The sequence below is a fragment of the Actinophytocola sp. NPDC049390 genome, assembly GCF_044466355.1.
Lineage (GTDB): Bacteria > Actinomycetota > Actinomycetes > Mycobacteriales > Pseudonocardiaceae > Actinophytocola.
Map to the genome: position 1 here is coordinate 1 of NZ_JBITMQ010000030.1, position 15044 is coordinate 15044.

General features: G+C 68.7%; 8 protein-coding genes and 1 pseudogene. 3 read left to right on the plus strand and 6 right to left on the minus strand.

The genetic code is table 11. The features are described 5' to 3' along the window. Nucleotides 1–91 precede the first annotated feature (91 nt). Entirely contained in the window at nucleotides 92–328 is a 237-nt protein-coding gene (locus ACIBVP_RS44395; protein WP_396112601.1) for a hypothetical protein, read from the minus strand. Between the two features lie 10 nt (nucleotides 329–338). Further along, nucleotides 339–1325 carry a non-homologous end-joining DNA ligase gene (gene ligD, locus ACIBVP_RS44400; RefSeq protein ID WP_396112602.1) on the minus strand — a complete coding sequence of 329 codons (987 nt, stop codon included), beginning with the start codon at nucleotides 1323–1325 and terminating at the stop codon, nucleotides 339–341. Nucleotides 1326–1369: 44 nt separating this feature from the next. Here ligD and ACIBVP_RS44405 point away from each other — a divergent pair, with 44 nt between their 5' ends. Together ACIBVP_RS44405 and ACIBVP_RS44410 are read left to right on the plus strand one after the other, a co-directional pair. Next, complete coding sequence (locus ACIBVP_RS44405) at nucleotides 1370–2290, plus strand: hypothetical protein (protein WP_396112603.1); 921 nt, start codon at nucleotides 1370–1372, stop codon at nucleotides 2288–2290. Beyond that, nucleotides 2287–3018 carry an SDR family oxidoreductase gene (locus ACIBVP_RS44410; RefSeq protein ID WP_396112604.1) on the plus strand — a complete coding sequence of 244 codons (732 nt, stop codon included), beginning with the start codon at nucleotides 2287–2289 and terminating at the stop codon, nucleotides 3016–3018. The genes ACIBVP_RS44405 and ACIBVP_RS44410 overlap by 4 nt, the downstream gene beginning before the upstream one ends. Before the next feature lie 287 nt (nucleotides 3019–3305). Here ACIBVP_RS44410 and ACIBVP_RS44415 read toward each other — a convergent pair whose 3' ends face one another. After that, nucleotides 3306–6671, minus strand: coding sequence for a glycosyl hydrolase family 95 catalytic domain-containing protein (locus tag ACIBVP_RS44415; RefSeq protein ID WP_396112605.1), 3366 nt, complete (start codon nucleotides 6669–6671; stop codon nucleotides 3306–3308). Between the two features lie 206 nt (nucleotides 6672–6877). On the opposite strand from ACIBVP_RS44415, the gene ACIBVP_RS44420 reads away from it, so the two are divergent. After that, on the plus strand, nucleotides 6878–8191 hold the full coding sequence (locus ACIBVP_RS44420) for a hypothetical protein (RefSeq protein WP_396112606.1): 1314 nt from the start codon (nucleotides 6878–6880) through the stop codon (nucleotides 8189–8191). On the opposite strand, the gene ACIBVP_RS44425 is transcribed toward ACIBVP_RS44420, so the two are convergent. The 3 genes and pseudogenes from ACIBVP_RS44425 to ACIBVP_RS44435 all read right to left on the minus strand — a co-directional run. Continuing rightward, nucleotides 8175–11972, minus strand: a complete 3798-nt coding sequence (locus ACIBVP_RS44425) for a DNA topoisomerase (ATP-hydrolyzing) (protein WP_396112607.1) — start codon at nucleotides 11970–11972, stop codon at nucleotides 8175–8177. The genes ACIBVP_RS44420 and ACIBVP_RS44425 overlap by 17 nt on opposite strands. Before the next feature lie 17 nt (nucleotides 11973–11989). Then, entirely contained in the window at nucleotides 11990–13582 is a 1593-nt protein-coding gene (locus ACIBVP_RS44430) for a toprim domain-containing protein (protein WP_396112635.1), read from the minus strand. Further along, nucleotides 13559–14971: pseudogene (locus tag ACIBVP_RS44435) on the minus strand (ATP-binding protein); the annotation flags it as partial. The pseudogene ACIBVP_RS44435 and the gene ACIBVP_RS44430, both read right to left, overlap by 24 nt. Nucleotides 14972–15044: the final 73 nt, after the last annotated feature.

The window sequence follows — 15044 nt, forward strand, 5'->3', positions numbered from 1 at the left end:
GAACAGCTACAAGGCCACCATCAGCATCAACATCACCACCCCAGCCGACCCTTGACAGCCCAACCCACGCCCTAACTGAACGGCATTGGGACTAGTTCTCCTTGTCGTCCGGGGACGGCGTGGGGGCCTGGCGTTCGTAGGCCTGCTGGATCTCGATCTGCGGCTCGTGGGCGGCCGGGTGCCAGATCTCGTCGATCACGCTCATGCTCGCGCTCAACGCGGCGCTGCCCACGCGGCGGCGCCGCATCCGCGCCGCACCGCGGAACAGTCCCCAGCACACGAGCGCGGTCACGCCCGCGACGAGCAGGAACGGCAACAGGACGGCCACGCCGTCCACGTTACTCTGGCTCGTTCTCCTGAGCGGCCTTCTCCGCGGCCCGCTTGCGGCGCTTGCCTTCGTGCATCGCCACGACACGGGCCACCGGGATCTCGTGGCCCTCGGCGACCAGGTCCGCGGGCAGTTCCTGCGGTGCGGGCAACGCGTCCGCCCACGGGTTCTTCTCGCCGAGCAGCGCGGCCGCGTTGCGGATCGTGAAGTCGCGCGGTGACACGTTCTCGATCTCGTCCCACGGCACCGGGAACGACACCGTCGCACCCGGCCGGATCCGCGGGCTGAACGCGGCCACCACGGTCGCACCACCCGCCCGGGTCGAGTCCACGAACACCTTCCCGCCGCGGTCGGCCTTGATGTACGCGGTCGTCGCGAGATCCGGGTCGATGCGTTCGGCACGCGCGGCGATGGCACGGGTCGCGGCCGCCGCGTCGGGCATCTCGACGTCGGTCGAGATCGGCACGAACACGTGCACGCCCTTGGCGCCGCTGGTCTTCACCGCACCGTCGAGCCCGAGGTCGCGCAGCGCCTGCCGCACCAGCAACGCCGCCCGCACGGCCACACCGAACGTGTCGTCACCCTCCGGCGGGTCGAGGTCCAGCACCAGGTGCGTCGCGCGGTCGAGCGCGGGCACCCGCCCCAGCGTCGGGTGGTACTCGACCGCGCGCTGGTTCGCGAACCAGACCAGCGTCCTGCGGTCGTCGCACAGCGCGTACCGCACCTGCCGCTGCGACGACTCCGCCCAGTGCGACGTGGTCGCCACCCACTCCGGCGTGTACTTCGGGACGTTCTTCTGCATGAACGGGTCCTGCCCCGGCCGCACCCGCACCACCGACAGCGGGCGCTGTTCGAGCTCCGGCAACAGTCGGGTGTGGACCGCGTCGAGGTAGGTGACCAGGTCCCGCTTGGTGGCGTCCGCGCCCTCGAACAGCGGTTGGTCGAGGTTGGTGAGCGGGACGTCGGCCAACGACTCCGTACTCTTCGCGGCTCCCATGCGGCTCCTCTTGTCATCCGGTGATCTGCGGGTACGGTGCCCGCATGTCCCGACCAGGAGGACCTTACCCAGACGAGCAGTACCCGCGCGGGTACCAGCGGCAGCCGCAGGGCTACCCGCAGGACGACTACCAGCGCGGATACCCGCCCCCGCCCGGCTATGACCAGGGCTATGACCAGCCCTACGGCGGGAGCTACGAGCGGGGTGGTGGCTACCCCGACCAGGGCCAGCGCGGTTACGGCGGCTACTCCGAACCCCAGCGCGGCTACGGCGACGCGCCGGTGTCCCGGCAGGCGCCCCAGCGTCCCGCCCCCGAACGTTCCGCGCCGCCGCCGGAGCCGGAGGACGGCGGGTTCCGGCTGCCCGGGCTCGGTCTGCTGCTCAGCCTCATCGGGCTCGTCGTGCAGATCGTGTGCTTCACCGTGCTGCCGTGGGTGAACGCGCCGGGCAACAAGGACTCGCAGGCGCTGCCCGCCATCTGGGACCTCGCCACGAACTTCGACGCGCACGGGTTCGCGGGCGCGTACGTCGTGCTGTTCAGCTACCCGCTCGCCGTGCTCGGCATCCTGCTGTCGCTGGTCGCGGTGCTGGAGTCGGTGGCGATGAAGGTGATCTGGGCGGTGCTCGCGATCATCGGCATCGCCGTGCTGGGCCTGCGGTTCGGCCCGCTCGGCGACCTGTTCTCCGGTGGGTCGGTCGAGTTCTCCCGCAAGGAGGTCACGTTCGCGGTCATCGCCCTCGGTGCGCTGGTCGTGGTGATCTTCATGCTCAAGATGGCGATGTCCACGTTCCGCCGCCTCGCCGGGCTGGTGCTGCTGGTGATCGCGGGCGTGCACGTGTACGCGGTGTCGGACCTGACCGACGGGTTCGGCTTCGAGGACGTGCAACTGGGCGCGTACGGCCCTGCGCTCGGGTACGTGCTGGCGTCGGCCGCGGCGTTCATCGGCCCGCGGCGGATCGCGTGAGGATCGCGGTCGTCACCGGCGGTGGTTCCGGCCTCGGCCGGGCCATCGCCCTGCGGCTCGCGGACGCGGACTACCACGTGGTGGTCGCGGGCCGCACCGAGGAGACGCTGCGGGAGACCGCACGGGAGATCGACGGCACCGCGATCGTCACCGACGTGTCCTCGTACGAGTCGGTGACCGCGCTGTTCGAGGCCGTCGACGACCGCTGGGGCCGCCTCGACCTGCTGGTCAACAACGCGGGCACGTTCGGCCGGGGCGGCCCGGTCGCCGACGTGGACCCCGCCGACTGGCAGGCGGTCGTCGACACGAACCTGACCGGCTCGTTCCACTGCGCGCAGGCCGCGTTCCGCCTGATGTCCACACAGGACCCGCGCGGCGGCCGCATCATCAACAACGGCTCCATCTCCGCCCACAGCCCCCGCCCACACGCGGTCGCGTACACGGCGACGAAGCACGCGCTCACCGGCCTGACGAAGCAACTGTCCCTGGAGGGCCGCGCCTACGACATCGCGTGCGGCCAGATCGACATCGGCAACGCGGCATCGCCCATGACCGCGGCCATGGGCAAGGGCACCCTGCAGGCGGACGGCTCGGTCCGCCCGGAACCCACCATGGCCCCGTCCCACGTGGCGGACGCCGTCCTGCACATGGCGGAACTCCCACTGAGCGCGAACATCCAGTTCATGACGGTAATGGCCACGAACATGCCCTACATAGGCCGAGGCTAACCCGCGAGTCACGCCCCAGAACACCGCGAGTCACGCGCTCAAACACGGCGAGTCGCGCGCCAGAACACCGCGAGTCGCGTTCTCGAACACAGCGAGTCGCGCTCCCGCGCATACCGAGTTGTGCGTTTCGTGCGCATCGGCCGTGTAGGACCTGCACGAAACCGACAACTCGATGTGTCTGAGAGCGCGACTCGCGGTGTTGGAGAGCGCGACTCGCGGTGTTGGAGAGCGCGACTCGCGGTGTTGGAGAGCGCGACTCGCGGTGTTGGAGAGCGCGACTCGCGGGGTTAGTCGAAGGCTTTGGTGTGCCAGGTTGGGATTTCTTCTTGTGTCAGGGCTTCTGGGAGGATGGCTGCTCGGTCTACTGCGCCGGTCAGGCGCTGGCCGCCGTTCTGGTCGGCGGCGAAGCGGAGCTGGCGGGTGGCGCAGCCGTTGATGCCGTCGTCCGGGACACGGCCGCCGCCGATGCGGGTGCCGTCCGCGTAGACGGTCAGCTCACCGCTGTCGGCCATCACCACCACCAGGTCCACATATCGACCTGTCGGCACCACCGCGTTCGTCGTCACGTTCTGGCCGGAGCCGATGAACCGCACCTGGTTGGACGGGGTCAGGTCGATCAGCACCCCGTCCGTGCCGGGGTCGCCGCTGGGTTGGAAGTCGAACAGCCGCCGGTACGAACCCGCCCCGTCGACCTTCACCTCCGCCGCGAACGTCGCCTCCTTCAGGAACCCGAGCGACGTGTCGGCCGTGCGCAGGAACGTCGACCCGCCCAGCACCAGGCCCGATCCGGACGGCGCCGTCGGGTCGTAGGCCGCGGCGCCGTCGACGGTCGCGTCCCGGTTGTTCGGCGACACGTCGGCCACCACAGAACCCGAACTCGGGTCCCATGCCACCACCGTGCCGGTCGCCGGGGCGCACGGCGGCAGCGGTTCGATCCGCACGCTCGTCAACCCGGTGTTCCGCCACCCGTTCCCGGCGAGCACGGCCGTCAACCGCGCCTGGTCGGACTCCCCTGCCACGGGTGTCACCTGGAACGTGTAGGACCGTGACTGTCCACTCGGGAGTGTCGCAAACGCTTGCGACGCCGGTGTGGCGCTCCAGCCCTGCGGCACCTGCAGCGACAGCGTCCCCGCTGGCACCTCGGGTCCGCGCGACGTCACGGTCACCCGCGCGTCGAACGGCGTCCGGTCCACCACCTGCTCGGGCGCCGCGACCGTCACCGACACCGCCGACGTGGCCACGTACGTGTGCCCGGCGACCGCGGCGAACGAGACCTCGCCGCCAGTGCGCTGGTGCCGCACCGGCTTGCGGGTCTGCTGGTCCACGATCTGGTACCGGCCGTCGAACATCGCGCTCGACACCCGCAACGGACCGCTCGCGCCGGCGTGCAACGCGATCCGCGTCGGCACACCGCCGGTCCAGTCGGTGTCGACCGTGACGTCGCCGCGGGCACGCAGCCCCTGCACCGACCCGGTCTCCCAGAAGTCCGGCAGCGCGGGCAGCACGTCCACGACGCCGCGCTGGCTCTGCACCAGCATCTCCGCGATGCCCGCCGTGGCACCGAAGTTGCCGTCGATCTGGAACGGCGGGTGCGTGTCCCACAGGTTGTCGAGCGTGCTGGTCTTCAGCAGTTCCGACAGCATCGTGTGCGAGTGGTTGCCGTCCAGCAGCCGCGCCCAGAAGTTGATCTTCCAGGCCTTGCTCCAGCCGGTGCCACCGTCACCGCGCGCGGTCAGCGAGGTGCGTGCCGCCTCAACCAAAGCAGGGTCGTCCTGCGGCGTGATCTGACGGCCGGGGTGCAGCGCGAACAGGTGCGACACGTGCCGGTGCTGGTTGTTGGGGTCGTCCCAGTCGGATTTCCACTCCTGCAGCTGACCCCAACGGCCGACCCGCAGGCCAGGGTCGAGCCTGCCGAGGTAGCCGCGCACCTCGTTCGCGAACCCGTTGTCGCCCAACGTGGTCGCCGCCTCCGCCGCGTTGGTGAACAGGTCCCACACGATCTGCTGCGACATCGACGTGCCTGCCGAGAACGGTCCCTGCTCCGGCGAGAAGCTCGGCGACACGACCAGCTTGCCGTCGCGCGGGTCGGCCACCAGCTCGTCGAACCAGAACCGCGACAGCGACTTCAGCATCGGGTACGCGCGCTCCCGCAGGAACGTCACGTCGCGGGTGAACAGGTAGTGCTCGTAGTAGTGCTGCGCGAGCCACGCACCAGCCTCGGGGAACCAGAACGAGGTCGCCCAGTTGTGCACACCGGTGAACCCGAACGGAGTGGTCTCGTTGTGCACCACCCACCCGCGGTTGCCGAACATCTCCCGCGCGGTCCTCGTGCCCGGCGGCACCATCGAGTCCACGTAGTCGAAGAACGGTTCGGTGGTCTCGGACAGGTTCGTGGTCTCGGCGGGCCAGTAGTTCATCTGCAGGTTGATGTTCACGTGGTAGTCCGCGCTCCACGGCGGCGACGTGGAGTTGTTCCACACGCCCTGCAGGTTCGCGGGCAGCGACCCCTCCCGCGACGAGGAGATCAGCAGGTAGCGGCCGTACTGGAAGTACAGGACCTCCAGGGCTTTCCTCGTCGCGGCCGGGGTGCCCGCGTCGCGGTAGGCACGCAGCAGGTCGTCGGTCGGGATGTCCGGCATCCGCTGACCGATGTCGAGGCGCACCCGGTCGAACAGGTGCCGGTAGTCGGTGACGTGCGCGGATCGCAGGGCAGCGAACGGTTTCCGCGCCGCCGCGTCGACCCGGCTCGTGACCGCGGCGTGCGGGTCTGCCGTGCGGTAGGTCGGGTAGGCCATCGAGTAGTTCGTGCCCGCGGCGAGGACCAGCGTCACCACGTCGGCTCCCGACACGGTGACCGTGCCGTTGCTGTTGTCGGTGCGCGACCCACCCTCGTTGAGCACCCGCACCTGCGACTCGAACCGCATGCCGTTGTCGTTGAGGTTGCCGGAGAACGTGATCCGGCCGCCCTGCGCGGTGAACCGCTTCGACCGGTTGTCCGGCGCGGTGATCCCGGCGGTGAAGCTGATCTTCCCCGGCTCGCTCGCGGTCAGCCGGGCGACGATCACGTCGTCGGCGGCGGAGGCGAAGTACTCGCGGTGGTATGTCACGCCGCCGGACGCGTAGGTGACGCCGGCGACCGCCTCGGCGATGTCCAGGCCGCGCCGGTAGTTCGTGACCGACGGCGGGTCCTGCGGTTGTGTGAGCCGGAGGTCGCCGAAGGTCTGGTACGCGCCGAACCCGGTCTTCGGCTGCCCGAGCACCCCGGCGACGTAGGTCGGGTCGACCTGCCCCTCGGCGTTGATCCTGTTCTGCACGTCGGCGATCGCGGTGGGCCGCGGTTCGCGCCAGTCACCGAAGTCGTAGCCGGGTGATCCCGGACCGCCCGTCCACAGCGACTTCTCGTTGAACTGCAACAACTCGTCCCGGACGCCGCCGAACACGCTCATGCCGAGCGCGCCGTTGCCGATGGGCAGCGACTTCGACTCCCAGTCGGTGGCGGGCTCGTCGTACCAGAGGGTCATGGCCGGGTCGCGGGGTTTGTGCGCCGGTGGCGCGCCCGACGCGGGGCCTGGCGTCACCACCGCCACCGACAGGGCGGTCGCGGCGGCGGCCGCGACCGCAAGGAACCGGGACGCTCTTCGTTGAACGCGCATGTTTGCTCATCCCTCGCTGTCGCCGATCGACCCTTCGCAGGTTAGAGATCGGATGTATTTCGCGTCAAGCACGCAAAATCGCGCAAGCCTTGCAGATACTTGCGCGATAGGTCCTATCTCTGCTGGTGACCCCGGTACAGCGCCCTGTCACGACCGTGGTACTCATCGCGATAACCGGACGAGCGAACCACGAAATCGGGGGACACATGGCGATCGACGTCTCGGCCATCTCGAAACTGACCGACGCGGTGGAGGCACTGCGCGGGTTCGTGACGAAGGCGGCGGGCGCGGACGAGAAGGAGGAGGCACCGCGCGGCGCGGTGCCCGAGAACGCCGCCGCCGCACAGATGGCGCGCCACGCCCGCCAGAGCTACCAGAAGACCGCGCGCTGGATGCTCGCCGCGTTCGCCGCGGTCGGCGTGCTGATCTTCGGCTCCCTCCCCTTCGCCGCGATCGCCGACGTCGAAGTGCGGTGGCCGTCCGCCCTCTGGCTGGTCGGCGGGCTGGTGCTCGCGGTCGCCGGCATCGTGAGCGCGGTCGTCGCCGTGTCGATGGTGAGCGAGCCCGAGGACGCGAGCCTCGGCGAACTGGACTCCGACCTGCGCGCCATCCAGAAGACCGACGACAAGGGCTACGTGTTCGTCAAGGGCAGGCCGGTGATCACCGTCAGCAAGCTGCGTGCCTGGTGGAACCCGCGGCTCGCCTGCCGCATCGAGCTGGCGAACATCCTGCACGGCCCCGAGTCCTCGGCACACCTCGGCCCGAACCTGGCAAGCGAGGAGCGCCAGGCATCGGTCACGAGCCTCATCCGACGGCTCGGCGACCTGGAGTCCCAGCACGCGAAACTGGCGCCGACGGTCGCGAACCTGTCCGTGTCCGTCGCCTCGTACGAGAGGCGGATCGAGGACCTCGGGAAGCTGCTGACCGAGCTGCGGGCGCGCCGCGCCGAGGACCCCTCCGTCGACAAGGAGATCGGCACGACGTCCGCCATGTACACGGCCGCGGCGACAAAGCTCGACTCCGACCGCGCCGCGCTGACCACGAAGCAGAAGGAACTCGCCGAGGTCGACGACCAGCTGAAGCTCTACCAGGACCACCGCATGCTGGTGCTGGCCGAGTCCGGCGTCATGCAGCTGCGTGGCCGGTTCCGCCTGGCGCGACGAGTCATGGCGATCGCCGCCGTGCTCACGTTGTTCGGCGGCACCGGCTACGCGCTGGCCCTGCCGGGCGCGACGGCGTCGAAGGACGAGAAGCCCCCGGCAGCCGCACCGGCCCCCAAACCAGCGCCCGCCCCGGCGTTCGCGACCGGTCTCGCCGCGACCGTGACCATCCACGAAGGCACCGCCGCGGCGGCGGAACTGCCGCGCGAGTGCGTCGACCGCCCGCTGACCGCCGTCTGGGTCGGCGACAGCCGCGTGCCGCCGACCGTCGGCCCGTTCACGGTGCTGATCACCGACGCCGCGTGCACCGGCGAGGTGCGCGTGGCACGCGGCGAGGGGACGTTCAGCCTCGTTCGATGAGGTGACCGATCACGTCCGGCCCCGGGTGCGCGGTACCCGAACCGTCGCGGCGCTTGTCGACCTCCGGCAGCTCCACCGACGACCCGTTGTTCGACGCACCCGCCGGCCGCGGCCCGATCCACGCCAGGATCAGACGCGCCTCGCCCTTCAGGAACCGGTGCGTGCGGACACCGCCGGTGGCACGCCCCTTCGCCGGATACAGCTCGAACGGCGTCACCTTCACACTCTGCCCGGTGCACGTCACGACCATCGGCTCGCCGTGCTCGTCGTCGTCGGTGCGGATCGCGCCGAAGAACACCGCAGCCGCGTCCGCCGCGAGGTTGATACCGGCCATACCGCCGCCCTTCAACCCCTGCGGCCGCACCAGCGACGCGCCGAACCGCAGCAGTGACGAGTCCGACGACACGAACACCAGCGTCTCCGCACCGTCGGTCAACCAGGTGGCGCCGACGATCTCGTCGCCGTCCTTCAACGAGATCACCTCGAACTCGTCGGACCGGACCGGCCACTCCGGCGCGCACACCTTCACCACGCCGTGCTTCGTGCCGAGCGCGAGCCCCGGCGAACCCTCGGCCCGCTCCCCCAGCGGGGCGATGCCGATGACCTTCTCCCCCTTCTCCAAGGGAACCAGCTCGCTCGCCGCCATGCCACCCCGCAACGACACCGTGCCCGCCGCTTCCGGCAACACCGGCAACGGCAACACATCCGTCTTGAACGCACGGCCGCGGCTCGTCACCAGCAGCACCTGACCACGCGCGGTCGTGTGCACCACCGCCGACACCGTGTCGTGCCGGGCGCGGCCACTGCGCCTGCGTGCCTCGGTCGCCTCCTCCGACTCGGCCGCGGTCCGCGCGACCAACCCGGTGGCGGACAGGATCACCTGGCACGGATCGTCGGCGACCTCCAACGGACCGGCCGGCTTCGACGCGGCCAGCACCTCCTTGAGGTCACCGTCGATCAGCGCGGTCCGCCGCTCCTGCCCGAGATCCTTCGCGATCTTCGCCAGCTCGGCCGAGACCAGCTTCTTCAGCACCGACTCGTTCTCGAGGATGTTCGTCAGCTCGGCGATCTCGTTGCGGAGCCGCTCCTGCTCCTCCTCCAGCTCGAGCTTGTCGTACTTGGTGAGGCGGCGCAGCGGCGTGTCCAGGATGTAGGTCGCCTGGATCTCGGAGAGCTTGAAGCGCTTCATCAAGCCCTCCTTCGCCGCGGCCGCGTCGTCGCTCTGCCGGATCAACCGGATCACCTTGTCGATGTCCAGCAACGCGATGAGCAGACCCTCGACGAGGTGCAGCCGGTCCTCACGCTTGCGGCGGCGGAACTTCGTGCGGCGGGTGACGACGTCGTAGCGGTGCCGCAGGAACACCTCCAGCAGCGCCTTGAGCCCCAGCGTCCGCGGCTGCCCGTCGACGAGCACGAGGTTGTTGATGCCGAACGACTGCTCCATCGGCGTCAGCCGGTACAGGTCCGCGAGCAGCGCCTGCGGGTTGACGCCGACCTTGCACTCGATCACCACACGGGTGCCGTTCTCGCGGTCGGTGAGGTCCTTGACGTCGGCGATCCCGGTGAGCCGCTTGGACTTCGTCACCTCGTCGGTGATCTTCTCGATGATCTTCTCCGGGCCCACCGCGTACGGCAGCTCGACGATCGTGATCGCCTGCCTGCCGCGGCTGCCTTCCAGCGGCCCGATCTCGACCTGCGCGCGCATGCGCACGACACCGCGACCGGTCTCGTAGGCACGCCGCACCTCGTCAAGGCCCAGCAGCATGCCGCCGGTCGGCAGGTCGGGCCCGGGCACGTACTCCATCAGCTTGTCGAGCGAGGCGTCCGGGTGGTGGATCAACCACCGCGCCGCCCCGATCACCTCGGACAGGTTGTGGGGAATCATGTTGGTGGCCATGCCCACGGCGATGCCGGAGGTGCCGTTCACCAGCAGGTTCGGGAACGCGGCGGGCAGCACCGACGGCTCGTCGAGCGACCCGTCGTAGTTCGGCCGGAAGTCGACAGTGTCCTCGCCCAGCTCCCCCACCAGCAGCATGGCCTCGTTGGACAGCCGGCACTCGGTGTATCTCGACGCTGCCGGTCCATCGTCTGGGGAACCAAAATTTCCATGCCCGTCAACCAGAGGGGCATTCATCGAGAAGTCCTGGGCCAGCCTGACCATCGCGTCGTAGATGGCCGCGTCGCCGTGCGGGTGGTACTTCCCCATGCAGTTGTGTACGACAAGGCCGTCGACAACGAACGCGTGCTCGACGGAGTCTACTTGGATGTCGAAAGTCGTGTCTGGGGGGACCACTTCGACGGATTCGACGGTCAGGAACGACATTCCGGACAACGCTTCGAGCCGACCAGCGAGTGGCGAGCCAATGCGATGCAGCTTCTCGATCCAACCGTCAGCGCGTGCCCGCCACAGCGGGAAGCTCCGATCGGCCAAGGGCTTACCGTGCCGATCTTTGCCGTAGCGGACCCTGGTGCCGCTGATGCCGTCCAGCGAGGCCCGGAAAGCGACACCCGCGGTGTCACGAAACCATCCGCCGCCTCGATGTGCTGCCGAGAACTCCGACATCACCGGAGCACATGGCAATCGGTCGTTCCCTTGCTTACCGCCGTACCGGTAGCCGGTGTCGATCACCTTGTGGAGACCGTCCTGCTTGTAGCCGATCTTTGACCACGGCAACAGCAGTCTCGCCAAGGTCGCCGCATCCCGGCCGGTGATGGACAACCCAAGAAGTGTCCGATGGCCGGACCTGCTCGGCCGCGACCACCGGTGGCCGTGCACGCCGCAGTCCGCGAGCATGGCGTAGACCTGCTCGATCAAACGCTCGCTCACGCTGACGAAGACGATTTCACGGTTCTTCTTACGCACGTGGCCATCACCGTCGAACAAGCCCGCGAGGAACGGGGCCCACGCGGATCGGCTCGTCAGCACGCCGTTTGGCACCTGCTTCCGCGCGCTGCGCGGATAGCTGACCTCAAGCAGGCCATCATGCCAGGCGAAGGTGAGGATGTGCTGGTCCCTGTGCTTGGGGTTCTTCGCAACTCTCTTGCCGCGCGTGACGTTGAGGCCATGTGCGATTGCCCAGCCATGGGCGACATCGAGCGGTTCGACGTCGGTCATGTGAATGCGCACCCGGCCATCCACGGGACGATTCCGGTCGACCGCGAATCCTTCGGCCACCAGAAGGCCGAGGACGTAGTTGTAGACGTCTCCGCCCGCCGCTACCGGGGCCGGGTTCCGGTCGCTTCCGTACGCAGTTGTCTGACGGCCGGTGAGATCTCGTGCTTCGGTCCAGCCGACGGTCAAATCGTCAGATACGGTGCGAAACCGCTGTCCCGGCGTGACCAGCATGGAGTGCCCGTTCGACCAGGTCACACGCACCAAGTCCGAACGCGGGTTCTGGTACACCTTGTTCACACGGACTGGTTGGCCCCGTCCGTCCAGGACGTGGTCGCCAACCTCGATGTCCTCGATAGGACACAACCCATCAGGTGTTGAGACCAGTGCCCCGCCCACAAAACAGTCGCCGACCACGCGGGACGACTTCACGTAGGCGTGCGTCGGCCGGTAGCCGTTCTCGTTCATCGAGTACAGGATTCGCCGGTGTACCGGCTTCAACCCGTCCCGCGCGTCCGGCAGTGCTCGCGAGTGGATGACCGAGTACGCGTACTCCAGGTACGAGTCCTCGATCTCGGTCTTCAGCGAGTTGTCGAAGATCTGCGCGCCCGCCTGGTCGAACGCTCCTGGATCGACCTTCGTCGTCGACGGGCCCTTGCGGCGTGCCATTTACCTGTTGCTCTCTCTCAGATGTCGATCGCCGACTGGTCCACCCGGGCCGAGGACTCCACCAGCCACGCGCGCCGGGGCTCGACCTTCTCCCCCATCAGCAGCTCCAGCGCCGCCTCGGCCGCCTCGGCGTCGTCGAGCGTGATCCGCCGCACGGACCGCGTGGCCGGGTTCATCGTGGTGTCCCACAGTTCCTCGGCGTCCATCTCGCCGAGACCCTTGAACCGCGGCACCGGGGTGACGATCTGCTTGCCCGCCTTCTCCAGCTGCGCGACCTTCTGCTCCATCTCGCGCTGCGTGAAGGTGAAGTGCGTCTCCGGGTTGCGTCCCTTGGTGGTGATCTTGTGCAGCGGTGGCATGGCGGCGAACAGCCTGCCGTCCTCGATGACCGGTCGCATGTAGCGGGCGAACAGGGTGATCAGCAGCGTGCGGATGTGTGACCCGTCGACGTCCGCGTCCGCCATCAGGATCACGCGCCCGTAGCGCATGGTCGACAGGTCGAACGTGCGGCCACTGCCCGCGCCGAGCACCTGCACGATCGACGCGATCTCCACGTTGCGCAGGGTGTCGGCGAGGCTGGCCTTCTGGACGTTGAGAATCTTGCCCCGCAGGGGAAGCAGCGCCTGGTACTCGGACACGCGCGCCATTCGCGCGCTGTTGTGGACGAACACGCCCGCTTCGAGCGCGAAGTTGTGGTACCCGTCGACGGTCAGGTCGTAGACGTCGGCCGTCTCGTCGAGAGGCTCCACCGACACCACGGCGTGGTTGGCCATCCGCGCGGCGTCACGCAGACGTGAGTAGTCGCCGTCGAAGTGCGCGATGAGCCGACCGAACCGCAAACCGGTTCGCGCGGTGCGCATCCGCTCGGCGTCGTACGCGGCACCGAGTTCCTCGTCGGACAGCTCGAGGAATGCCGAGACCCGCTTGAGCGCAGCGAGCTTGCGGACGTTGTTCTGCGGAGCGACGCGATCCGCGCGCGGCACGGTTTCGACGTGGTTCCGCCGTCCAGCTCGGATCTTGGCCAGGTGACCGGTGGTCGGATCAGTCATGCGGAGCTTCATGTGCTCCGAGTGCCGCTCGCCGAACTCCGGCTGCCTCTGCCGCGACATCATGGCGGACTTGACGTGGTGGCGAACAGAGCCGTTCTCGGTGCTGTCCAGACCGTGGCGCAGGTTGTAGCCGTCCGCTAGGTAGTGGGTGTAGACCCATTCCTCGCGGTCGTTCATCCACACGCGCTCGTACCCGTCCAGCTTGTCGCCCGCCGCCTTGGACGACACCGAGCGGTACAGCGGCATCAGTGAGTCACCCGCGGTGAGCTGGTCCGCGCGGCGGTACGAACCATCGCGGAGGCGGAACAGGTGGTCGGGTGTGCAGCGCACCGACTCGCCGTTGTCCAGGGTGACCCGCACGAGCGGGGCGTTGCGCTTGGTGAGCCGCGGTTCGACGAGCGGAGCCACGACGACCCGGCCGGCCTTGTTGGTCGCGTAGCCGAAGTGGGTGATGCCCTTCTCCCAATCGGCTGCCAGGTCAGCGAACGAGCGGCTCTTTCCCGAGGCCAGCGCCACCATTGTGTCGCCGACGAAACAGCCCAACGCGCTGTCGCCCTCCACGAGGAACAGCTCGCTGCGGCCGATGCCGGTCGACCGGCAGTCGACCAGTTTCGGGGGCATGGCCGCGCCTTCGAGGGCGGTCTTGCGGCGGGCGGCGTCCTTCTGCTGCTTCTGGGTGAGCCGTACGCGCGAGGCGTCGACCACCTTCTGCAGTACGGTTTTCGCCTCGGTCTTGGTCTTGCGGTTCTCCGTCCAGGCGCGGACCTCGGCCTCCACGATGGACTGCAGCACCTTGGTGATGCCGGCCGTGGACAGCTCGTCCTTGGTCTGGGAGGTGAACTGCGGCTCGGGCAGGCGGACGTGCACGACGGCGGTCATGCCCTCCTGCACGTCCTCGAGCGTCGGCGGGTCCTCCTTGGGCTTGAGCAGCCCGCGGGTCTTGGAGATCGCCTCGTTGACGGCCTTGACCACGGCGCGGTCGAAGCCGCGGCGGTGGGTGCCGCCGTGCATGTTCCGGATGGTGTTGGTGAAGCACTCGACAGTGCGCTCGTAGCCGGTGCCCCAGCGGACCGCGACCTCGACCTCGGCCGTGCGTTCCACTTTGGACTGCATGACGCCGTTCTCGTCGGCGGCGTTCTCCCGGTAGGTGCCGGTGCCGTTGATCAGGATGATGCCGGACACGGGCCGGTCGGCGGTCGGGGTGAGGTACTCGACCATGTCGGCGAGTCCGTTGGGGTAGTGGAAGGTCTCCTCGTCGATGGCGCCTTCGGTGGCGTTGCGCAGCACGTAGGTGACGGTGGGCACGAGGAACGCGGTGTTGCGCAGCTTGGCGCGCACGGCCTCGATGTCCAGCGCCGCGGCGTTCTCGAAGTAGCGCTGGTCGTGCCAGTAGCGGATGGAGGTGCCGGTCTTCTCGCCGCGCTTCATCCTGCGGGCCACGTTGAGGCCGGACTTCTTGGTGAACTTGGCCTTCGGGCCCTGCCCGTCGAACTCGCCGGGGACCCCGTGCGCGAACGACATCTGGTGGACCTTGCCGCTCTGCTTGACGGTGATGTCGAAGCGGTGGGACAGGGCGTTGACCGCGGAGGCGCCGACGCCGTGGAGGCCGCCGGAGGTCTTGTAGCCGGAGCCGCCGAACTTGCCGCCGGCGTGCAGGCGGGTGAGCACCAGTTCGACACCGGACAATCCGGACTTGGTGTGGACGCCGGTGGGGATGCCGCGACCGTCGTCGTCGACCTGGACGCTGCCGTCGGCGTGCAGAGTGACCACGATGTGCCCCGCGTGACCGGCGATGCCCTCGTCGGTCGAGTTGTCCACGATCTCGTTGAAGAGGTGGTTGATGCCTCGGCTGTCGGTCGAGCCGATGTACATCCCCGGCCGCTTCCGCACCGCCTCGAGGCCCTCGAGGTGGGTCAGATCGTCGGCACCGTAAAAGGTTTCCGCAGTCACTTCTGGTCGTCTCCCGATTCATGGCGCGCCCGTGCACCACCCGCCTCAGGCGTCCACCACCGTAGGAGAGCCT